The following is a 22,644-nucleotide window of genomic DNA, read 5'->3' on the forward strand; positions in this document are numbered from 1 at the left end:
TTATGTCTTTTGATGAAAACTGTCGTTTTAAAGACCTAAAAAGTGTGGTTTTAATCACTTATATATATTAGAATAAACTTATCAGTTTGATGTCGAGTCTTTTTGTTTGACCTATTTTGACCTATGATGTAAAATATATTTTGTAGTTAAGAATAAGGGGGTAATGATATGAATATAGAAAAAATGACTACGACATTGCAACAAGCAATCGCAGAAGCGCAACAAGTTGCAATCACTCGAAAAAATCAAGAGATTGATATTGTCCACTTATGGAAAATATTCTTACAACCCAATCATTTTGCTAGAAACTTATATGCCGGTATTGGCTTAGATGTTGATGCATTTGAAAGAGAAGTCGATAATGAATTAGATAAATTACCAACCGTTAGTGGAAATGTCCAATATGGACAAAACTTAAGTCAAAACTTGTTTCACTTATTGCAAGAAGCAGATAAAATTAGAGAATCATTTAATGACGACTATTTGTCAACTGAAGTAGTGGTTTTAGCCTTAATGAAACTTAAAAACTTTAGTTTAACCCGTTTCTTAATGGCACAAAAAGTGACCGAAGCTGAACTAACTGAACGTATTAAAGATTTGAGAGGAGGAGAACGTGTGACTAGTCAAAATCAAGAAGAACAATATGAAGCACTAGAAAAATACGGAACAAACCTTAATGAAGCAGTAAAATCTGGAAAACAAGATCCAATCATTGGACGTGACGAAGAAATTCGTGATGTGATTCGTATTTTATCACGTAAAACAAAAAATAATCCTGTTTTAATCGGTGAACCTGGTGTTGGTAAAACAGCCATCATCGAAGGATTGGCACAACGTATCGTGAAAAAAGACGTTCCTGAAAACTTAAAAAATAAAACCATCATCTCATTAGATATGGGATCATTGATTGCTGGGGCGAAATTCAGAGGTGAATTTGAAGAGCGTCTAAAAGCAGTCTTAAAAGAAGTCAAAAATAGCGATGGCGAGATTATTTTGTTCATCGATGAAATTCATACAATAGTAGGTGCGGGTAAAACAGAAGGTAGTATGGATGCCGGAAACTTACTTAAACCAATGCTTGCTCGTGGTGAGTTGCATTGTATTGGGGCAACAACACTTGATGAATACCGTGAATACATGGAAACAGATAAAGCCTTAGAAAGACGTTTCCAAAAAGTATTAGTTAAAGAACCAACTGTAGAAGACACTATTAGTATTCTACGTGGGTTGAAAGAACGTTTTGAAATTCATCATGGGGTAAACATTCATGATAATGCGTTAGTCGCTGCAAGTACGTTGTCTAACCGCTACATCACTGATCGTTACTTACCTGATAAAGCGATTGACTTAGTCGATGAAGCGTGTGCGACTATTCGTGTGGAAATGAATTCAATGCCAACTGAATTAGACCAAGTAACCAGACGTTTAATGCAATTAGAAATTGAAGAAGCGGCTCTTAAAAAAGAAGATGACGACGCAAGTAAAAAACGTTTAGACATTCTTCAAGGTGAGTTGGCTGAATTAAGAGAAGAAGCCAATACACTAAAAATGCAATGGGAAACTGAAAAAGAAGAATTAAATAAAATAAATGAAAAACGTTCTGAGTTAGATCAAGCTAGAACACAACTTGAAAATGCAGAAAGCAACTATGATTTAGAAGAAGCTGCTGTCTTACGTCATGGAACAATTCCAAAACTTGAAAAAGAGTTAAAAGAATTAGAAGAAAAAGAAAAACATGACGGCCGTATGGTACAAGAAGTGGTAACTGAAAAAGAAATCGCAATTGTTGTGGGTCGCTTAACTGGTATTCCAGTGAAACGACTTGAAGAAGGCGAAAGAGAAAAAATCTTACGCTTAAACGAAACACTCCATAAACGTGTGATTGGTCAAGATGAGGCAGTCGATGCAGTATCTGATGCGGTGATTCGGTCTCGTGCCGGATTGCAAGACCCTAATCGTCCACTTGGTTCATTCTTATTCTTAGGACCTACTGGTGTGGGTAAAACAGAGTTAGCGAAATCATTAGCTGAAAACTTGTTTGACTCTGAAGACCATATGGTGCGTTTGGATATGAGTGAATACATGGAAAAACATAGCGTGTCTCGTTTAGTCGGAGCTCCTCCTGGCTATGTTGGTTACGAAGAAGGTGGCCAATTAACAGAGGCAGTAAGAAGAAGTCCCTACACCATTGTTTTACTTGATGAAATTGAAAAAGCTCATCCAGATGTGTTTAACATTTTACTTCAAGTGTTAGATGATGGCCGTTTGACTGACTCTAAAGGTCGTGTCGTTGACTTTAAAAACACTGTGTTAATCATGACAAGTAATATTGGGTCTCAACTATTGCTTGATGGCGTAGATGAAGATGGAAACGTATCTGAGAGTGCTAGAGAAGGGGTTCTTGACATGTTACGTGGTCACTTCAAACCAGAATTCTTAAACCGTATTGATGATACTATCTTGTTTAGTCCGCTTACTCTAGACAATGTGAAAGATATCATCGTGAAAATGACTGAAAGCTTAACAAGACGTTTAGCTCATCAAGATATCAAATTAACAATCTCTGAGGATGCGAAAACTTGGATTGCTGAACAAGCATACGATCCAATTTACGGTGCTCGTCCAATCAAACGTTTCTTAACGAAAGAAGTGGAAACACCTCTTGCTAAAGAAATTGTGGCTGGAAAAATCGGTCCTAAAACAGACGTCATGATTGAAGTAGTAGATGGTAAATTATCATTTACTGCATTACAAACCGAAGAGTAGTATAATAAAAAGCAAAGATGTTACATCATCTTTGCTTTTTTTAGTAAGGAGAGGAGCTAATCATGAAACATAAAAAACAATTATTAGTAGTGGGATTATTAAGTATAACAGTGATTATGTTATCAGGTTGCCAAGATATTATGAATTCTTTTAAGCAGTTTGAACAAAGTTTTAAAGGCTTAGAGATGACTGTTAGAACGTATGATGAACAAAGCCAAGTGATGGATAAAGTTCAAGGAAAATCTGTCAAAATTGAACGGGATAATACCTTCGACACAGATGAAGACAGTAAAGACTCTAGTGTCATTCAAATTACTGTCGGTAAAAATGAAATGCATCATGTTGGCTCATCAATGATTATTGAGGAAAAAGGGTTGACTAATGTTTTTGATGAATATGCTGACAAAGTAGATATCAACAATACTAAAAGAAGTGTGCCAATGATTAACTCAATGGTGAATGATTTTAGTAATTCGTTTAAAGGAAAAGACAAAGTGATTTTGATAAGAAGTCAAAATGGAACCCCGCTAGCAACTTATGCTGGGAATAAAGTATCAATGTATTCAACAGATGTGCCAAAAAGTACGGGGATTTTAATTGATGGAAAATATTTGTTTATTTACCGATGTGATTACACGATTTATGATAAAGCATTAGTTGATTAATCTTTAATATTGAAAAGAAGCGATTATTATGGCTTCTTTTTTTAGTTAATCTGATAGGTTTCATTGTATATATAAAGCAATCATATTGCTGTTTATTATGTTATTGTCAAATTAGCTTCTTTATTAGAAATGATGAGTGATATAATAGGATTGAGAGCGTTTTTAAATCATAGGATTTTAGTAAAATAACGTCATTTGAGTTAAAAAATACTTATTTTGTGATAGCGTAAGAGGTATAGATTAGGAGGAAGTTAGTATGACAGTTCGAACATTTAAAACAGTAGCAGAGAATATTCAAGGAGTACAAGTTTCTGTAAAATCAAGAGGTTTTGAATTTAGGTTTTGAATTTGTATTAGACGAACCTAAAAATCTAGGCGGAAATGATACTGGAATGAATCCAGTGGAAGCATTATTAGGTGCATTAGGGGCTTGTAAGGTCATTGTAGCTAAAAGCTTTGCCGCTTTTCATAAAATTAATCTTAAATCTATTCGAGTTGAAGTAGAAGGGGAGCTAGATACTGACGGATTTTCTGGTAAAAATCCAAATGCTAAAGTTGGTTTTTCAAAAATTGTATCAACCTTCTACATTAATGCAGACAACACAGACGAAGAAATTGCTGATTATGTGCGTTTTATCAACGAAACATGTCCAGTATCCGATACAATTGAAAACACTCCTGAAATGGAATCGTATATTATTAAATAATGTTTTCACTAAACTAGTCCTTAGGGCTAGTTTTTTGTTGTTTGGTAGTTAAATAAGATTAACAAAAGCCATTTAGTTTGGTATAATGCGTATTGTGCTATGTAGAAGGGAGGAGTGAATTAATGGCAAATAATCAGTCAAACAATAAATATCGCTTATTATTAAAAGGGTTTTTGGTTGTTTATGTGATTGAATTAATTTGGTTTTTATATTCTCAAATTATTAAACCACTAATGAATGGAAATACTTTAAATATGGGCTCAGTTGAGCTAGCTATTTTATTGGTAGTTGCTCTTATTGTTGTATTAATCTTTTATATGTTGAAAAAATCGCATAAAGTTAGCGGTATTGTGTTATCTATTTTTGGTGTTAGTTTAATTCTTTTTGGTATTCTTGCCCCACTGTTAGATGTGTATATACCATTTCTATGGCATTTATTCCACTAAATAAACAATGAAAGTACAAAGTGAAGACTTTGTGCTTTTTATTTATTTAACGTTAAATTAGTGTTTTATCACTAGAGGTATGTTAGAATAAATAAAGTGAATTTAAAGGAATGATGAATGATGAATTTTTCAGATAAACGTAAACATTTTCGATTTCCTGCTTATGATGATGAGACAGGAGTCAAATTAAATAGACAACAACATTCAATAGATAATCCTAATCGTACCTCTGAAAGCTCACAAGCTGATAAAGTGATTTTAGATCCAGTTGAGATGGTATCAGAACCAAAGTATTTCGGTGAGGATGGATTACCTGAGATTGAAATTGAACGTGCTGAACCAACTCGTTTGGTGCAACAAAAAGTTGAAATCAAAAAACCAAAACAAGTCGTAACGCCAACCCAAGCTATTCCTAAAAAGTCAGTAGACAAAAATGTAAGTTTAAATAGCGAAGATGTGGCGATTAAAAAAATGAATAACCAAGTCTACGCAGAACCGGTTGAACAAGAATATAAAGCACCACAATCATCTTTTTCAAATAAATTATATGAAACAGACCGAAATGGCCAAGCAAAGTATCGTAAAAAATACAATAGCCGCAAACCATTTGAATCATCGTATCATTTGCCAGGTGAGAATTCACAAGAGCTTTTTAAACCAAAATATATTCCTGCCTCTCTAATAGAAGATAAGATAGAAAAAAAGAATGAAGTCGATTCTTCCCAATTGATTCAAGACTTGAGAAAAGCCTCAGAAGAAAATCTGCTATTGATGGATGAAATAGATCCAGTTGAAATGGTTGATGAAACATTGGCTAGTTCATCTAAGAAAAATAATCGACTAGAAAAATCGTTGTCAGGTATTATGAAAGATGAATCAAGTCAACACTTAGACAATTATTATTTTGACTAAGGGAATACTTACAAGAATCTAATGATTCAAGTAAGTATTTTTTATTGAATTGTTTTCTTAATTGTAAGATAATACATGTTAGTGATAATTAATGAATAGAGGAGTTTTTTTATGGAACTGCAACAAAACAAAATATACCATTTTGTCGGAATTAAAGGAACAGGGATGAGTGCTTTAGCTTTAATCTTGCATCAAAAAGGTTATAAAGTACAAGGTTCTGATATAGCAAAATATATTTTTACTCAGAGAGAACTTGAGTTAGCGAATATTACTATCGAGCCATTCCAAGAAGTAAATATTCAAGAAGATATGGTTGTTATTGCAGGAAATGCGTTTCCTGATAGTCATGTCGAAATAAAAGCAGCTCTAAAAAAAGGCTTGCCAGTGATTCGTTACCACAAATTTTTAGGTGAATTTATTAAACATTTTACAAGTATTGCTGTAACAGGTTCACATGGAAAAACAACCACAACAGGTTTACTATCTCATGTATTCTCTGGTATTGAACCGACAAGTTACTTAATCGGAGATGGAACTGGACACGGAGAACCAAATGCAAATTTTTTCTGTTTTGAAGCATGTGAGTACCGTCGCCATTTCTTAGCATACTCACCAGATTACGCCATCATGACAAATATCGATTTTGATCACCCGGATTATTATCATGGCATTGAAGACGTATTTGATGCGTTTCAATCATTTGCTAATCAAGTCAAAAAAGGTATTATTGCGTTTGGAGATGATAAAAACTTACGTCGTTTGAAAACTAAGGCACCAATTTATTATTATGGTTTAAATGATACAGATGATTTCCAAGCAGTGAATATCAAAAGAACAACAGAAGGATCTTCTTTTGATGTGTTACATAAAGGTAGTAATATCGGTTCATTCAAAGTCCCTACTTATGGTGTTCATAATATTTTAAATGCGTTAAGTGTCATTGCAATTTCACATCTTGAAGGATTCGATATGACATTAGTGGCACAAGAGATGTTGACATTTGGTGGCGTGAAACGTCGTTTTAGTGAAAAATGTGTGTCTGACATGATCATTGTTGATGACTATGCGCATCATCCAGCTGAAATCAAAGTGACGATTGATGCAGCAAGACAAAAATACCCTGATAAAGAAATTATTGCAGTATTTCAACCGCACACTTTTACTAGGACCATTGCGTTACTAGATGAGTTTGCTGAATCTCTTGATCATGCAGACTATGTTTATTTATGTGATATCTTTGGATCAGCTAGAGAAGAAGTTGGCTCTGTTAAAATAGAAGACTTAGGCGTTAAAATTTCTAAAGGTGGCGATTTAATTACATTAGAAAATATGTCACCATTGCTTGACTACCAAGATGCTGTTGTCATTTTTATGGGAGCAGGAGACGTACAGAAATTTGAAGTGGCGTATGAAAGTTTATTAGGAAGTACACGTCCAAACACAATGTAGTTGGTGATGTTTTTTAAATATGGTAAGATAACAAACGAAGGGAGAGATAACCATCGACTCATCAAAAAATAAAATTAAAGCTATTACGGAATTTCATGAAGGTGAGATTTTAAGCATCACAGAAACGCTTGAAGATAGTCAGATATTACTCTATCTAGGGCTTACAAAAGATGCTAACCCATTGTTTATCCAAACAGAATTTGCCGAAGAAACGATCAATGATGCACCAATCGTCCCTAGTATTATGCTGATGGGAATTATATCAAGTAATATCTCAAAGCATTTACCAGGTCCTGGCTGGAATATCGTGAACGTGACGTTTAATTTACTTCGAAATGTGTATCACGGTGAAACACTGACGTTCCATTTTGAAATCATTAATATCGATGAATTAAAACGTACGATGACTCTTTCTGTTAAAGCTTACGATTATGACGATGAGCGAATTTTAAATTCAGTGGTTATTGTCGAACTTAATACAAAAGAGAAAGTGAGAGATGTCAATGGATCAACAACATCAGACAATTGAAAATACAACAGGTTTAGCGAAGTTTTATAGTAAAGTTTACGGCTATTTAGGAGTAGGGTTAGGAATTAGTGCCTTGATTTCTTATCTAGTACTGAATGTATTTGCGGAATCTGTTTTACCAGTCATTTTTGGCAACCCATTACTATTTTGGGGTATGTGGATAGCACAACTTGTGTTGGTTGTCTATCTTGGGAAAAATGCGTTTAATGACTCTGCAAAATCATTAATTGGGTTTATTGCCTACTCTGCTTTAACTGGTGTCACTATTTCTGTTACCCTTGCTATGTACAACCAACAAGCTATCGTTCGTGCGTTTGTTACGACTGCGATTATGTTTGTGGGTATGTCATTACTTGGTGTATTTATCAAAAAAGATTTAAGTGCGATTGGTCATGCTTTATATAGTTTAGTCATTGGAGTTATTATTGCGACGTTGATTAACACCTTCTTCTTGAAGAGTGCACCAGTTGATTACTTTATTTCATACTCAATGGTCGTGATTTTTTCTGGTTTAATTGCGTATGACAATCAAAAAATAAAATTAATCTATCAAGAAAACGGTGCGAAAACAGCATCAGGTTTAGCTGTGTACTGTGCATTAAGTTTATATCTTGATATCGTAAATTTATTCTTAGCATTAGTAAGAATTTTTGGAAGAGATTAAGCGTATTTAAGAAGTCCTTTATAGGGCTTCTTTTTTTATCTGTTTATTTTTGTTATAGTTGACATAGAACGAAAATTGTTATACTATAACTATAACAAAGAGGTGATGGAACATGATAGAAATAGATACAAAGAGTTTGGTTCCAATATATAGCCAGTTAATATTTCAAATAAAACGAGCTATTGTCTTAGGTGATTTAGCTCATGGGCAATCTATGCCAAGCGTTCGTGCGTTAGCTGGTGATATTGGGGTGAATATGCACACCATCAATAAGGCGTATAAACTTTTAGTTGATGAAGGTGTGTTGGTACAGGAGAAAAAAGGATTTAAAGTAAGTGAAAAAGAAGTGATTCAAACAAGTGTTGAAAACTGTCAACAAATTCAGCAAAAAATTGATGAGATATTAATTGATAGTTTAATATTTGGTATTGATCTTGATGCGCTCATGGAAACAAGATTACATGTCATGAAAGGATGTGACACAGATGATTTGGATGATTAGTTTATTGCTTTTGTTTTTAGGTTTTTCTATGGCAATGACACCATATATCGCGCAACGTGGGATTGTTTTTGGTGTAACAATGCCAGAAGAAAATGATGAGATAGCAAAGTTAAAGAAACACTATTTTTTACAAAATATGACTGTAACTGTAATATTTATTATTTTGTCTGTCGTGTTTGATAGAGGGGTTAAAGTAACAGACGAGGTACTGAGTATTTTAATGACTGTTTTTATTTCGTGTCAAATTGTCTATGGTATTATGAGTTACTTTGTGTGCAATCGTCGTATGCTTCGCTACAAAGAAAAAATGATTGCTGAAGGTTACCAACCTAATAAAAAAATAACACTTGATTTATCGTTCCGTGAAAATATGTCGATATTCCCAACGTGGATTTTAATTGCAATTCAAGTGATTATTATCGCATTTGAAATAGTTATTACCATTAAAAACCAAACAATTATCCCGAATAAAATTATCATGCAATGGGATTTTCAAGGCAATCCAACACGAATTGTTGATAAAACATGGTTAAATATTTATTCTGCACCTATTATTCAGCTAGTATTAGTATTTATATTAAGTTTTACCAATGAATCCTACAAACGTGGGAAACAACGTGTGATGGACAAGCAGTCAGTGAAATGGAGTCAGTCTTTTAGAAAGATGTCATCTTACATGGGAGCAGTGATTGCCGTGTTAGTCCAAATTATGATGTTTGTCATCCAAATGACAAGTGTGGTTCCATTTCTAACTGAAAAAACAATGACAAAAATATTAATGATTACCATTGGATTGATGCTTCTAGCTATTATAGGACTGATGGTTATATATGGACAAAGTGGGGCAAGAATAAATCAAGAAAGTGCTACACCTGCAAGTTACGATGATGATAAATATTGGAAAGGGGGCATGTTTTATTTTAATCGGGAAGATCCATCCTTTTGGGTAGAAAAAAGAATGGGAATTGGTATGACGATTAATCTAGCAAACTGGAAAGCAGTTGTGTTTGTTGTGGCTCCTATTGTAGTTATACTAGGCATTACTTTTTTTATAGGATAGTAAAAAGACGCAATTTCAATCGAAATTTGCGTCTTTTTGTTTAATCTGAAAGAATTAGTTTTATGCCGAAAAATACTAAAATAGCACCAGCTGATTTATTGATGATATTTTGTGTGGTGTCTTTTTAAAAAACATGTCTAATATGATTTAAAAGTAAGGTATACAGACCAAAAATAGTAAACGTCACGACAATGTATGTTAATCCGAGTACGCCAAAATGCGGAGTAGAGCAGATAGGCTGATAATAGAAAGAAACGTGTGACATATAAGAGCGTACACGTACCAAAAATTATTTTAAATCCAGCATGATCGTTTTAGGCGTTTTCGATTTATTTATACCAATTAAGATAAATCACTACGATTCACAGTACTTATATATGGATTTCCAAAAGAAGCAATGACATCAGATATTGAGTCTGTTTTTAAACATGACGAGAATACAACATATTATGTTTTAGAACCAACACAAGTTAGCAATCAAACTGGCCCAACCAATGCTTGGAAAGTGAAACAAGGTGGCCTATTTTACTTTGCGAGTTATTATAGGGCGTAATATTTAGCAACTATTATCGCAAACAAGATAATTAATTAAAAATTTAGCAACTAGACAAAAATAAAGCCATCAACGATTTTTTAATTTCGCAATAGCACTCAAAATTTGGTAGAATATTAAAAGAAGAACAGAAATGGAGTGTCATAATGGCGAAGAAAAAATTATTATTAGTCGATGGAAATAGTATTGCATTTAGAGGATTCTATGCACTCTATCAATCATTGGAACGTTTCAAAAACAACAATGGCTTACATACAAACGCATTATATGCGGTGAATAATATGCTAGAAAATATTTTAGCAAAAGAAGAACCAACACACGTGTTAGTGGCATTTGATGCGGGGAAAACGACTTTTAGACACGCATTTTACGACGATTATAAAGCTGGACGAGCGAAAACACCCAGTGAATTTAAAGAACAAATGCCTTATTTAAGAGACTTAATTGAAGGTCTTGGGATGAAGCATTTTGAATTAGATAATTATGAAGCAGATGATATCATTGGAACTCTTGCGACAAAATATGGCTCACAAGACGTAGACGTCGTTGTTTTATCTGGTGATAAAGATTTGACCCAATTAGCAAGTGAGTATACGACGGTTGATGTTACAGTAAAAGGTGTCAGTGAAATTGAAAGCTACACACCAGAACATATTATGGAAAAATATGGCTTAACACCACCACAGATTGTTGACATGAAAGGTCTAGCTGGAGATCAGTCGGATAATATTCCAGGTGTGACTAAAATCGGTGAAAAAACAGCGATTAAGTTATTAAAAGAATACGGCACAGTCGAAGGTGTCTATGAATATGTCGATGAGATGAAGAAAAGTAAGATGAAAGAAAATCTTATCAATGAAAAAGATATTGCCTTCTTAAGTAAAAAATTAGCCACTATCGACACCAATGTACCACTTGATATGACATTAGATGATTTAGCTTATGATGGAAAAAATTTAGAAAAATTGATACCATTTTATAAAGAAATGGATTTTAATTCCTTTTTAGCAAAACTTGATACAAGCAATGTTGAAAGTGATTTAGTAGAGAAAGTTGCCATTCATTACGAAGTGATTTCTGAAATAACTGAAGACATGTTTGAATCAGATATGTCCTTATATGTTGAGATGTTGGGTGAAAACTATCATACTTCACCAATTGTGGGTGTTGCGTTTGGTAACAAAGAAAAAGTATATGTGTCAGATGACATTGAGTTATTGTCACATCCATTGATGATTCAGTGGTTGGAAGATAATGAAAAAACTAAAAAAGTATTCGATGCAAAACGACAATACGTGGCACTAAATCGTTATGGTATTAAACTCAATGATATCAAGTTTGATATGTTATTAGCTGCTTACTTGGCTGATTCGACAAACAATAGTGAAGACTTGGCCCAAATTGCTCATTTCTATGATTATTATGATGTGGACCGTGATGAAGTGGTTTACGGAAAAGGAGCAAAAAAAGGGTTACCTGAATCAGTTGATACATTGTATCAGCATTTAGCTCGTAAAGTTGTGGCAATTGATGTGCTTTATGAAACAATCATGACAGACTTAGATGATAAAAATCAGTCAGACCTGTTTTATGATATTGAGTTACCAATTGCGCTGATTTTAGCTGATATGGAAATCGAGGGCATCACAGTTAATGCCAGTCGTCTGCAAGAAATGAAGGGCGAGTTTGCTGAGAGATTAGGTGAAATCGAGCAAACAATTTATGAGATTGCAGGAGAAGAGTTTAATATTAACTCACCGAAACAATTAGGCGTCATTTTATTTGAAAAGATGGGCTTGCCAGTGATTAAGAAAACTAAAACAGGTTACTCAACAGCAGTCGATGTGTTAGAAAAATTAAAAGGTGAGTCGCCGATTATTGAGAGTATCTTATCATATCGTCAACTTGCTAAAATTCAATCAACTTATGTTGAAGGGTTACTAAAAGTGATTTTTGAGGATAATAAAATTCACACACGTTATATTCAAACATTGACACAAACAGGTCGACTAAGTTCAGTTGATCCGAACTTACAAAATATTCCAATCCGATTGGAAGAAGGACGAAAAATTCGTCAAGCATTTGTCCCACGTGAAAAAGGATGGAAATTATTCGCTTCAGATTACTCTCAAATTGAGTTACGAGTTTTAGCCGCTATTTCAGATGATGAGCATTTAAAAGAAGCTTTCATTGAAGGGTTAGATATCCACTCTAGTACAGCAATGCGTGTCTTTGGCATAGAAAAGGCTGAGGATGTTGACAGCAACATGCGACGTCAAGCCAAAGCTGTAAACTTTGGTATTGTGTATGGTATTAGTGATTACGGCTTATCGCAAAACTTAGGAATTACACGAAAAGAAGCACAAGAATTTATCGACCGCTACTTTACTATGTATCCAGGCGTTAAGACGTACATGGAAGACATTGTGCGTGAGGCAAAAGATAAAGGGTACGTTGAAACGTTGTACCATCGCCGTCGTTACTTACCAGATATTAACGCTAGAAACTTTAATTTGCGTTCATTTGCTGAAAGAACAGCGATAAACACACCGATTCAAGGAAGTGCTGCTGATATCTTGAAGATTGCAATGATTAAAATCAACAAACGCTTGAAAGAAGAAAACATGCAAGCAACCATGCTGTTACAAGTACACGATGAGTTGGTATTTGAAGCACCAGAAGAAGAAATTCCAGCTTTACAAAAATTAGTCGAAGACACAATGAACCATGCTGTTGACTTATCCGTGCCGCTAAGAGCAGATAGTAGCTATGGTGATACATGGTATGATGCAAAATAACTTAAAGGGGTAGAACCAATGCCTGAATTACCAGAAGTTGAGACGGTCAGAAAAGGTCTTGTCCAACTTGTTAAAGATAAAGAAATAAACAATGTTATTGTTGACTGGGGAAAAATTGTCGAGTCTCCTGAAGTAGATGATTTTATCCATACACTTGTTGGTCAAAAAATATTAGACGTTGACCGACGAGGAAAATTTCTAATATTTAAACTAAGTCAAAATGATATGATTAGCCATTTGCGAATGGAAGGAAAGTTTGAATATCATAATCAAACAGACGACATTCAAAAACACACGCATGTCCGTTTTCAGTTTACTGATGGGACAGAGTTGCGCTATTTAGATGTCAGAAAATTTGGTCGTTTATCACTTGAGCCAAAAGGTCTTGGTGAAGAGTATAAAGGAATTAAAAAACTTGGACCTGAGCCAGTGATACCAGATTTTGATTTAGAAGTATTTAGAGAAGAACTGAAGAAAAAACATCGTGCAATTAAGCCTTTATTACTCGATCAAACGCTTGTGACAGGGTTAGGAAATATTTATGTAGACGAAGCATTATATCAGTCATGTATTCACCCAGAACAAGTCGCTTCTAAATTAACCAAAACGGAAGTTGATGCACTACATTCAGCGATTATCGACGTACTTGCTACAGCTGTTAAGGCTGGTGGTACGACGATTCGAACATATAAAAATGCCTTAGGAGATGCTGGGCATTTCCAAGTGTATTTATCGGCATACGGCAAGCAAGGAGAACCTTGTAAGCGATGTGGCCATTCAATCGAAAAAATAAAAGTTGCCCAACGAGGTACGCATTTTTGTCCAGTTTGTCAAGTCACACACGATTAGGAGGATGAGCATGACGTATTTATTAGGCTTAACAGGAGGCATTGCTTCCGGAAAATCAACCGTTACGCAAATGTTTAGATCAAAAAATATTCCAGTTATTGACGCAGATATTATCGCAAGAGAAGTCGTTAAACCAGGAAAACCAGGACTAGAAAAGATTGTGTCACACTTTGGTAAAGATGTGTTGTTAGAAGACGGCACGTTAGATCGAAAAAAATTAGGAACGATTATTTTTAATGATGATGCCAAACGAGCATTACTCAATCATATTTTGTCTGATGAAATTCGTACGCGTATTTTGGAAATGATTGAACTTTGTAAAAAATCTGATCCGTCACTCATCGTTCTTGATATTCCACTTTTATATGAAGGTGGTTATGACGAAATAGTGGATGATGTTATGGTTTGCTATGTACCAAGAGACATTCAGTTAAAACGTTTGATGGCTCGTGATCATCTCAAAGAAAATGGTGCGATTAAACGAATTGACAGCCAAATGAGCCTAGAAGAAAAGAAATCACGGGCTGATGTGGTGATTGATAATAGTGGACGAATAGATGAAACACTGAAACAAGTACAAACTTGGTTTGATACAATTATAAAAGAAAAATCACCTGAATAATCTTTTCAGGTGATTTCTTTTTTTATTTTGTTGCGTTGTCTTTTCGTTTATATAAACCAAACGTTAAAACAAAACTAATTAACATAATGATTGATGCAATACCAATTGTTTTGACCACACTATTAGTAAAGTTATTGTCTAATTTTTTAACGATATCATTTTGAATATCTTTTGTTAAGTGCAACTCTTCTGGATTAGATTGTTTTAATACTCTAATAGAAGAACCGGCACTACCAATAACACTTGATTCAAGTGATTTTTGGACTTGTGTTGGTAGGCCAACATTATCTAAAGTATGTGGGATATCATGTTGTAATTGTAAGCCAAAAATTGTTCCGATAATCGCAATCCCTAAAGCAGAACCAATTTGACGAACAGTTGATTGGATACTTGATCCTTGACCAGATTGAGCAGGTGGCACGTCTTTTAAGACGATAGAGGTTAATTGAGCAGAAGCAAAACCTAACCCAATACCATAAACTACTAACCAGACAATAATCCATGTTAAGCCATTATTTGGATCAACCGTTTTAAAGAATCCAAAAAAGCCAAGTGTTTCTAAGAATAAACCAAGTGACACAACAAATGATGCCGATGTTTTCTCAACGATAAATGACGCCATCCCACCAGCTAAGAATGCACCAAGTCCCATCATTGCTAAAATTGCACCTGATTTAATTGGACTTAATGTTAAGATGTTTTGTAAGAATAAAGGCAATAGGAATAGTAATCCTGATTCACCAATTGCCACAATCCCAGCAATCGTATTTCCCAATGAAAAACTTATGAATTTGAATAAAGATAAATCAAGTAAATGAGATTTTTTATTTTTAATCAAATGAGCTTCCCAAACTAAGAATAATGCAAAGAAAAGAGCTCCTACAACAAGTAACGTTGGGATAATGGATAAGTTAAAGAGTGTTGGGTGATCGCCTTTTACATGCCACCAACCATAATTACGGCCTTCAATAATACCGAATACCAATAAAATTAAGCCGATAGTTGATAAAATAAATCCAAAAAAGTCAAACCCACTTGTCATTTTTTCGCCATATGTTTCTGGTAAATATTTTAATGACGCTAAAATAATAAATAACCCAATAGGTAAATTAATCCAGAAAATCCAATGCCATGTCATGTAAGTGGTGAAATAACCACCAAGTAATGGTCCAATCGCTGCCATACCAGAAATCACAGAACCCCATACGGCAAAAGCGACAATCCGATCTTTACCGAAAAAGAGCGAATTAACAGCGGATAATGTGGTTGGAAGAACTGTTGCCCCACCTAAACCTTGAATTGAACGGGCTGCTAACATAAAGGTGATATCTTTAGAGAAACTTGCCATAATAGATCCTACTAAAAAGATGGCAATCCCTATAATCAACATTTTTTTTCGTCCGAAATTATCGGCGATGCGTCCCATTGTAATCAAAAGGGAAGAAAAAATTAAAGAATATAGCGTGATAATCCACTCAGCATCGGTAAAGGATAATTTTAAATCTTTCATAATAACTGGAATAGATACATTGACGATTGTTCCGTCAATAACAACTAATGAAACAGATAAGGCTAAAATCGCTAATGCCCACCATTTGTGTTTCACTGTTTTTGGTTGTGCTGCTGTTGTGTTTGTCACTTAAAACACCTCACTTAAATTTTTATTACGACTGTATCTTACACCTAAAGTGACAATCTGTCACACGATTTGCGAGAAAATCAAACTTTTTTTACAAGTGACTTCAAAATTGCTTTTTTTTGGTGAAAAAATTCATGAATAGTCATAAAATATCCTGAAAAGAGTCGAAAAAGTGTGATGAATATTTGAGTAAGGAATTTCTAGAAAATTGTTTATCTATACCAACAGCAGTATTACATGTTATAATAGTCCTACTATTTAGTCTATCAAGACGTCTTTAAAGAAGAGGTGAAAAGAAATGCAATGTCCAAGATGTCACTATAGTGGATCGCGAGTGGTAGATAGTCGTCCAGCAGATGACAATCGTGCTATTAGACGTAGGAGAGAATGTGAAGATTGTGGCTTTCGTTTTACAACGTTTGAACGCATAGAAGTGTCGCCATTGCTTGTAGTAAAGAAGAATGGTGCAAGAGAAGAGTTTAATCGTGAAAAAATATTAAGAGGCTTAGTCCGATCAGCGGAAAAACGTCCAGTGTCAATGGATCAAATGGAACAAGTTGTTGAGAAAGTTGAAAATAGGATTCGAAGTATCGGAGAAAACGAAGTCTCAACGAATTTAATTGGTGAGTTTGTAATGGAAGAATTAGTTAACCTTGATGAGATAGCTTATATTAGGTTTGCCAGTGTTTACCGTCAGTTTAAAGATATGAGTGTCTTTTTGAAAGAGTTACAAGAAATTATTGATAAAGAGCAAGTAGATTAATAGATAGAGAAAGTGATGTGAGAATAGGTGACTAAAACACAGCCCCATTTAAAGCCTAAAGATACATTTGAGGTACATTACTGTAGCTTGTTAAATGGAGAAGATACACGTGTTTTAAACCTACTGTATCAACCAATTGTTGGTGGTAATGCGTTAGTGTTGTATCATAATTTAATCATTAACAAAGACAGTTTTAAAAAACCAACCAGGCATTTTATTTTACAAGATATGATGAATAACGGGCTTCAAGAATTGTATCAAGCAAGAACTAGACTTGAAGCAATTGGGTTATTAAAAACATATGTCCGAAAAAAAGATGAGGGGTATCATTATATCTACTCTCTTGACAATATATTATCTCCACAAGTTTTTTTATCTGATGAGACACTATGTTTGTTGTTATTAGATAGAGTAGGTGAAGATCGATTTAATTACTTAGTGGAATTATTTAAACCGGAAAAACTTGATTTATCTGAATACACAGATGTAACAAGTAGTTATGTTGAGGTATTTCATATTGCATCAGAACGTTTGGTACAAGCCAACGAACTTTTATCAGACACGATGCAACAAATGAAAGAAGCGCCTGTGGGTAAAAAACCTGAAATAGAGCCAAAAACATTTGATTGGGATTTTTTCTTTGATAGTTTGGCTGGATTAAATATTGATGAATCGTTCTTAGTTAATGAGTTTAAACCAATTATTTTAACGGTTCATGGGTTATATGGCATTAATGAACTTGATATGATTAATCATGTTAAGTATTGTTTGGACTATGTGACTAATCAAGTTGATGTCAAAGAGTTTAAGAGACGTATCTATAAGACGTATCATCAAGCTAAAAAGCCAACTGGACAAAATACGGTACAAGCTCAACCAACGATATATAGTGACGAACAACTTAGCCGACATAAAAATGATTTAAAACATCAAGGGTTCACTCAACAAGAGATTGATGTTATCGTCTCTTGTGAGAAGATTCCCCCACTTGTATTTTTGAAATCAATTAAAGATCAGAAAAACGGGTTTGTCTCACAGAATGAACGGTGGACGATAGAAAACTTGAAGAAACAGTCAAACTTACCTGTTGAGGTTATTAACATGTTGATACACTATTGTTTAGTTGTTTTGGGTAATTCATCTTTAAACCAAAATATGGTAAATACTATAGCCAATGACTGGTCACAGCATAAGATTACAACGGCATCTGCAGCACTCATTCAAGTAAAGAACTTTAAAAAAGAGTCTGAAAATAAAAAAGTGAAGAAAACATATAATCGAAACTACACAAAACAACCTGCTAGAAAAGAAACCTTACCAGAATGGGCAAGTAGTGCTACTGTGAGAAAAGAAACACCTTTAGCAGGAGATGAGTTGAAGCAACTAGAGGCGCAACTCAAACAATTTAATCAAGGTGGTGGATCATCATGAAACACATAAACCAGCATTTAAATCGAACGGTGAATAATCAAAATATTAACGATCGATTAATTCAACTGATGGAAGTTGTACAAAAAGATAAAGATGTACAAGAATTTATCGCATCAAATAGAGAGTATTTATCTGATGAAGATATTTTAAAAAGCTCAGCAAAGCTTTATGAATATGTAAAAGAAAAAGAAAAATTTTTAGCCAATGATGCTTCTATGATTGCTCCTGGCTATGAACCAAAATTGTTTTTAAATCATCACTTTATTGATGTAACGTATGTACCGACAGAGGAATTGATTCGCAAAAAAGAATACGAAACAGTTCGTAATAGGGTAAATGCCATTTCCATGCCTAAAGACATTAAAGATGCTTCCTTGGATTCGTTCAATATTACCTCTGAGCGAAAAGAAGCATTAAGTGCGTCTATTACATTTATGAATGATTATCTAGACAATCCTAAAGAATTTCATCAAGGTTTATATTTGTATGGAACTTTTGGCGTCGGAAAAACGTATTTATTAGGTGCAATTGCAAATAGTTTAGCAATCAAAGGCGTGAAGAGTACAATTTTACATTTCCCAACGTTTTGTGTGGAAATGAAACAATCAATCAAAGATGACAGTGTGGCTTCTAAACTAGATAGTGTAAAAAAAACACCTATCCTAATGTTAGATGATATTGGAGCAGATTCGATGAGTACATGGATAAGAGACGATATACTGGGTGTTATCTTACAGTACCGTATGCAAGAAAAATTACCAACGTTTTTCTCATCTAATCTAGACATGAAACAACTCGAAGAAGAGCATCTACGCTTCTCACAAAAAGGAGACGATGAGCCGCTTAAAGCTAAGAGGATTATGGAGCGAATCAAGTACCTCTCAAAACAAATCACCATGATTGGTGAGAACCGTCGTTTAGATAACGAGTTTTAACGTCAGTCTGTTATCAAAAACTGATTGACAAAGGGATTACAGACTAGTATAATTATTTTTGTTGCTTAAGGAGTGATAGAATGAAGTGGGCTTTATCAGAACTAAATAAGTTTCGTGGAAGTCAAGTTGATTTTGAAGAAACGATTGATTTAAACGCCTCTTTAGAGCAAAGAGAACCATCTATTATTGATATTTCTCCGATTAAAGTAAATGGGTTTTTAAAAGTTGATGAGTTGGGTTATTACGCTCATATGACGGTTGAAACCATTCTTACTGTACCATCATCTCGTTCACTTGAACCTGTTGAGTTGCCACTAGACCTCATCATTGATGAAGAATATATGACACCAAGGCAGTATGATGCATTGAAAGATGTACCAGAAGATGATAAAAACTTGATAATTGTATTGGAAAAAGATTTGATTGATTTAACAGAAGCAATTGAAGACTTTATCCTACTAAATTTACCATTACAAGTCTTAACAGAAGAAGAAAAGCAATCAACAGAATTACCAAAAGGAGACTTTTGGCAAGTTGTTTCAGAAGATGATATTATCGAAGAGTTAGAATCTGAAACACAATCAACCATTGATCCTCGTCTTGCTAAATTATCTGACTTTTTCAAGGAAGATGAGCAGTAGGATTGGAATATATGTGACTTGTCACGTATTTAAGTTAGTAGGGAGGTGTATCTAAATGGCAGTACCAAAAAGAAAAACGTCAAAAGCTCGTAAAAATAGACGTCGTACTCATTACAAATTGTCTGCACCAGGTTTAACAGCTTGTAGCAACTGTGGTGAAATGAGAAAATCTCATCATGTGTGCCCTTCATGTGGTCATTATGATGGAAAAGACGTTATGACTAAAGAAGCATAATTTACATTTTTAATAGAAAATGTAAAACCGTTAGACTAACCATGGAGTCTAACGGTTTTTTGTTTTTCTTAAACCAAAATTTATTTTGCTTTCTGTACCTGATTTAATTCGTTTGATATTATCTTTATGACGTACAATAATAAATAACGTAATCGCCACAGCCAGTGTGGTTAATAACCAGTTCTGTTCTGCTAAAACAAATGGTGCATAAATTGGTAATATTATAGTAGAAATGGTAATAATAATGGCACTAATCATACTAGCTAAACTCACTGTACTCGTTAAAAACAAGAATAAGACAAACAGACTACCTGAATAGATAAAAAATGTTGGTGAATAGGCTAATAACATCCCTGCACTTGTCGCAACGGCTTTGCCACCTTTGAAATGGCCAAATATTGGGAACGTATGTCCAAGAATAGCTGCAACACCAAACCACAATGGGTCAATTGATAAACCAAACCACATCGGTAAACTCGTTGCTACCGTTCCTTTTAGTATGTCCATAAATAAAACGGCTGTTCCGGCACGCTTTCCCAGTACACGGAAAGTATTAGTCGTTCCAGTGTTACCACTACCAAATTCTCTAATATCTTTATGGTAAAAGATCTTGCCAATCCAAACCCCTGATTGTATCGAGCCTAACAAGTAGGCTAATATAAATAACGAAATAGTTTTCACGTTGTATCCTCCTTAAGGTCAGTCATTATTTTACCATGAAATAAACGAGTGAACAATTGAGATAGGCACATTATGGGAAGTAAATAGCAAATTTTGTTATAATTGACGTATAAAATAGGGAGGTCATTAATATGGCATATAAAGATTTAGGCGACCAAAAAGTAAAAGAGATTTTAACTAATGCAAAGACTATCGCAGTTGTTGGTCTAAGTGATAATCCTGAAAAAACAAGTTACCGTGTAGCAGAAGTCATGCAAAATGCTGGATATAAGATTATTCCAGTTAACCCAATGAAAGAGGGCAAAACAATTTTAAGTGAAAAAGTCTATCCTTCTATTGAATCAGTTGATCAACCAATTGATATTGTCGATGTCTTTAGACCAAGTGCAGCTTTAGTAGATGTGGCGAAAGATTTTTTAAAATCAGAAGCACCTGTTTTTTGGGCACAATTAGGGATCGAAAATGATGAAGCAGCTGACCTTTTATATGATCATGGTATAACAGATGTTATCATGAATCGCTGTATTAAAATCGAATTACAAAAGTAATCAACAAGTGCAAAATTGCACTTGTTTTTTTAATCTTCCTTTAAACGTAAAATTAGTATAAAAAATAGGTAAAACGTTCGTTTTTAAGACGAATTTTAATAAATGTAATTGCTTTTATATTGTTAAATGCTATAATTTAAGAGTGTTCAAGTATGTGAATACAGACGATTAAAAGGAGGAGCAGTCATTGTTTAAAAAAGTATTGAAGTATACAGGTCTAGTTGCGTTGGTAGCAACTCTAGGTGCATGTGGTAGCGATTCTGCTAAAGATAAAGGAAGCGAATCAAGTAAAGGTAAAGATGATAAAACCATTGAAACATTATCAGTTGGTTTTGTCCCATCAAGAGATCCAGAGGAAATTGTTTCTGCAACTGAACCTCTGAAAGAACTAATGCAAAAAGAGTTAAAAGAACAAGGATACGATGTTAAAAAAATCGATATCACTGTTGGAACTAACTTTGAAGCTGTTGGTGAGTCACTAGATTCAGGTACACTTGACATTGGATTTATTCCAGGTGGTACATATGTATTATATGATGAAGGGGCAGAACCTATCTTAACTGCAACACGTGCTGGATTATCAATCGACTCAGACGAAGCAAAAGTTTGGAATGAAAACAAACCAACTGAGCCAACTGACAAACAAGTTGATTCTTACCGTGCATTAATGATTGCTGGACCATCTTCAAAAGGTCAAGCAGTTGCAGATAAAGTAAATAAAGGTGAAAAAGTATCATGGGATGATTTAAATAATCTTTCATGGAGTGTGATGAGTTCATCTTCTCCAGCTGGATATATTTACCCAAGTCTATGGTTAAACGAAAACTACGACAAAAAAATCACTGATTTAAAAAATATCGTTCAATCAGATTCTTACGGTAGTGCCTTTGCTCGTTTAGCTTCAGGTCAAGTTGATGTGGTATTAACTTATGCCGATGCTCGTCGTGACAATGAAGAAAACTGGAAAAAAGAGTTTGGCCGCGATAAATCTATCTGGGATGAAACAAACGTTATTGGCGTAACACCAGCTATTTATAACGATACTATCTCAGTAAGTAAAAACTCAAAAACAATGACAGATGATTTGAAAAAAGCGTTACAAAAATCATTTATCAACATCGCTAAAACAGATGAAGGTAAAAAAGTTATTGGAATTTACAGCCACGAAGGTTATGTAGAAGCAAATCCTAAAGACTATGATAATGAACGAAAAGCACAAAAATTAGTTCAAGACGCTAAATAAATTTAA

At 34.3% G+C, this 22,644-nt stretch carries 23 protein-coding genes; 21 read left to right on the forward strand and 2 right to left on the reverse strand.

Annotated features, from left to right (window positions below):
* Window positions 1-168 precede the first annotated feature (168 nt).
* The 14 genes from clpB to coaE all read left to right on the forward strand — a co-directional run bounded on the left by clpB (window position 169) and on the right by coaE (window position 14,522).
* The gene (gene clpB / locus BHY08_RS04935; protein WP_071456817.1) at window positions 169-2,766 is read left to right on the forward strand and encodes an ATP-dependent chaperone ClpB; all 2,598 of its coding nucleotides are present in this window, start codon (window positions 169-171) and stop codon (window positions 2,764-2,766) included.
* Between the two features lie 62 nt (window positions 2,767-2,828).
* The gene (locus tag BHY08_RS04940; protein WP_071456818.1) at window positions 2,829-3,431 is read left to right on the forward strand and encodes a DUF5052 family protein; all 603 of its coding nucleotides are present in this window, start codon (window positions 2,829-2,831) and stop codon (window positions 3,429-3,431) included.
* A gap of 392 nt (window positions 3,432-3,823) precedes the next feature.
* Window positions 3,824-4,138, forward strand: coding sequence for an OsmC family protein (locus BHY08_RS04945; RefSeq protein ID WP_157093678.1), 315 nt, complete (start codon window positions 3,824-3,826; stop codon window positions 4,136-4,138).
* A gap of 122 nt (window positions 4,139-4,260) precedes the next feature.
* The gene (locus tag BHY08_RS04950) at window positions 4,261-4,584 is read left to right on the forward strand and encodes a hypothetical protein (protein ID WP_071456819.1); all 324 of its coding nucleotides are present in this window, start codon (window positions 4,261-4,263) and stop codon (window positions 4,582-4,584) included.
* Window positions 4,585-4,701: 117 nt separating this feature from the next.
* Window positions 4,702-5,496, forward strand: coding sequence for a hypothetical protein (locus tag BHY08_RS04955; protein WP_157093632.1), 795 nt, complete (start codon window positions 4,702-4,704; stop codon window positions 5,494-5,496).
* Window positions 5,497-5,607: 111 nt separating this feature from the next.
* Complete coding sequence (murC, locus tag BHY08_RS04960) at window positions 5,608-6,945, forward strand: UDP-N-acetylmuramate--L-alanine ligase (protein ID WP_071456821.1); 1,338 nt, start codon at window positions 5,608-5,610, stop codon at window positions 6,943-6,945.
* A 46-nt stretch (window positions 6,946-6,991) separates the two neighbouring features.
* Window positions 6,992-7,474, forward strand: a complete 483-nt coding sequence (locus BHY08_RS04965; RefSeq protein WP_071456822.1) for a MaoC family dehydratase — start codon at window positions 6,992-6,994, stop codon at window positions 7,472-7,474.
* Window positions 7,449-8,138: a Bax inhibitor-1/YccA family protein gene (locus BHY08_RS04970; protein WP_071457836.1), complete on the forward strand. Its 690-nt coding sequence runs from the start codon at window positions 7,449-7,451 to the stop codon at window positions 8,136-8,138. Before BHY08_RS04965 ends, BHY08_RS04970 begins: the two co-directional genes overlap by 26 nt.
* A gap of 112 nt (window positions 8,139-8,250) precedes the next feature.
* A complete protein-coding gene (locus BHY08_RS04975; RefSeq protein WP_071456823.1) occupies window positions 8,251-8,640 on the forward strand; it encodes a GntR family transcriptional regulator in 390 nt (129 codons plus the stop codon).
* On the forward strand, window positions 8,624-9,700 hold the full coding sequence (locus tag BHY08_RS04980; RefSeq protein WP_071456824.1) for a DUF1648 domain-containing protein: 1,077 nt from the start codon (window positions 8,624-8,626) through the stop codon (window positions 9,698-9,700). The genes BHY08_RS04975 and BHY08_RS04980 overlap by 17 nt, the downstream gene beginning before the upstream one ends.
* A gap of 397 nt (window positions 9,701-10,097) precedes the next feature.
* Entirely contained in the window at window positions 10,098-10,253 is a 156-nt protein-coding gene (locus BHY08_RS10955; RefSeq protein ID WP_157093633.1) for a hypothetical protein, read from the forward strand.
* Between the two features lie 146 nt (window positions 10,254-10,399).
* The gene (polA, locus tag BHY08_RS04985) at window positions 10,400-13,051 is read left to right on the forward strand and encodes a DNA polymerase I (RefSeq protein WP_071456825.1); all 2,652 of its coding nucleotides are present in this window, start codon (window positions 10,400-10,402) and stop codon (window positions 13,049-13,051) included.
* A gap of 18 nt (window positions 13,052-13,069) precedes the next feature.
* Window positions 13,070-13,900, forward strand: coding sequence for a DNA-formamidopyrimidine glycosylase (mutM, locus tag BHY08_RS04990; RefSeq protein WP_071456826.1), 831 nt, complete (start codon window positions 13,070-13,072; stop codon window positions 13,898-13,900).
* Window positions 13,901-13,910: 10 nt separating this feature from the next.
* The gene (gene coaE / locus BHY08_RS04995) at window positions 13,911-14,522 is read left to right on the forward strand and encodes a dephospho-CoA kinase (protein ID WP_071456827.1); all 612 of its coding nucleotides are present in this window, start codon (window positions 13,911-13,913) and stop codon (window positions 14,520-14,522) included.
* Between the two features lie 22 nt (window positions 14,523-14,544).
* Here coaE and BHY08_RS05000 read toward each other — a convergent pair whose 3' ends face one another.
* Entirely contained in the window at window positions 14,545-16,161 is a 1,617-nt protein-coding gene (locus tag BHY08_RS05000) for an MFS transporter (protein WP_071456828.1), read from the reverse strand.
* 298 nt (window positions 16,162-16,459) lie between these two features.
* Between BHY08_RS05000 and nrdR the strand changes: the two genes are divergently transcribed.
* The 5 genes from nrdR (at window position 16,460) to rpmF (ending at window position 20,166) form a co-directional block, all read left to right on the forward strand.
* Window positions 16,460-16,924, forward strand: coding sequence for a transcriptional regulator NrdR (nrdR, locus tag BHY08_RS05005; protein ID WP_071456829.1), 465 nt, complete (start codon window positions 16,460-16,462; stop codon window positions 16,922-16,924).
* Between the two features lie 27 nt (window positions 16,925-16,951).
* Complete coding sequence (locus BHY08_RS05010) at window positions 16,952-18,355, forward strand: replication initiation and membrane attachment family protein (RefSeq protein WP_157093634.1); 1,404 nt, start codon at window positions 16,952-16,954, stop codon at window positions 18,353-18,355.
* Window positions 18,352-19,290, forward strand: coding sequence for a primosomal protein DnaI (dnaI, locus tag BHY08_RS05015; protein ID WP_071456831.1), 939 nt, complete (start codon window positions 18,352-18,354; stop codon window positions 19,288-19,290). The genes BHY08_RS05010 and dnaI overlap by 4 nt, the downstream gene beginning before the upstream one ends.
* Before the next feature lie 80 nt (window positions 19,291-19,370).
* On the forward strand, window positions 19,371-19,931 hold the full coding sequence (locus tag BHY08_RS05020) for a YceD family protein (protein ID WP_071456832.1): 561 nt from the start codon (window positions 19,371-19,373) through the stop codon (window positions 19,929-19,931).
* A gap of 55 nt (window positions 19,932-19,986) precedes the next feature.
* Entirely contained in the window at window positions 19,987-20,166 is a 180-nt protein-coding gene (gene rpmF, locus BHY08_RS05025; RefSeq protein WP_071456833.1) for a 50S ribosomal protein L32, read from the forward strand.
* A gap of 48 nt (window positions 20,167-20,214) precedes the next feature.
* On the opposite strand, the gene plsY is transcribed toward rpmF, so the two are convergent.
* A complete protein-coding gene (gene plsY / locus BHY08_RS05030) occupies window positions 20,215-20,847 on the reverse strand; it encodes a glycerol-3-phosphate 1-O-acyltransferase PlsY (RefSeq protein WP_071456834.1) in 633 nt (210 codons plus the stop codon).
* A 131-nt stretch (window positions 20,848-20,978) separates the two neighbouring features.
* On the opposite strand from plsY, the gene BHY08_RS05035 reads away from it, so the two are divergent.
* Together BHY08_RS05035 and BHY08_RS05040 are read left to right on the forward strand one after the other, a co-directional pair.
* Window positions 20,979-21,395, forward strand: coding sequence for a CoA-binding protein (locus tag BHY08_RS05035; protein ID WP_071456835.1), 417 nt, complete (start codon window positions 20,979-20,981; stop codon window positions 21,393-21,395).
* A gap of 187 nt (window positions 21,396-21,582) precedes the next feature.
* The gene (locus BHY08_RS05040) at window positions 21,583-22,638 is read left to right on the forward strand and encodes a phosphate/phosphite/phosphonate ABC transporter substrate-binding protein (RefSeq protein WP_071456836.1); all 1,056 of its coding nucleotides are present in this window, start codon (window positions 21,583-21,585) and stop codon (window positions 22,636-22,638) included.
* Window positions 22,639-22,644 lie beyond the last annotated feature (6 nt).

The organism is Vagococcus teuberi, from assembly GCF_001870205.1.
Lineage (GTDB): Bacteria > Bacillota > Bacilli > Lactobacillales > Vagococcaceae > Vagococcus > Vagococcus teuberi.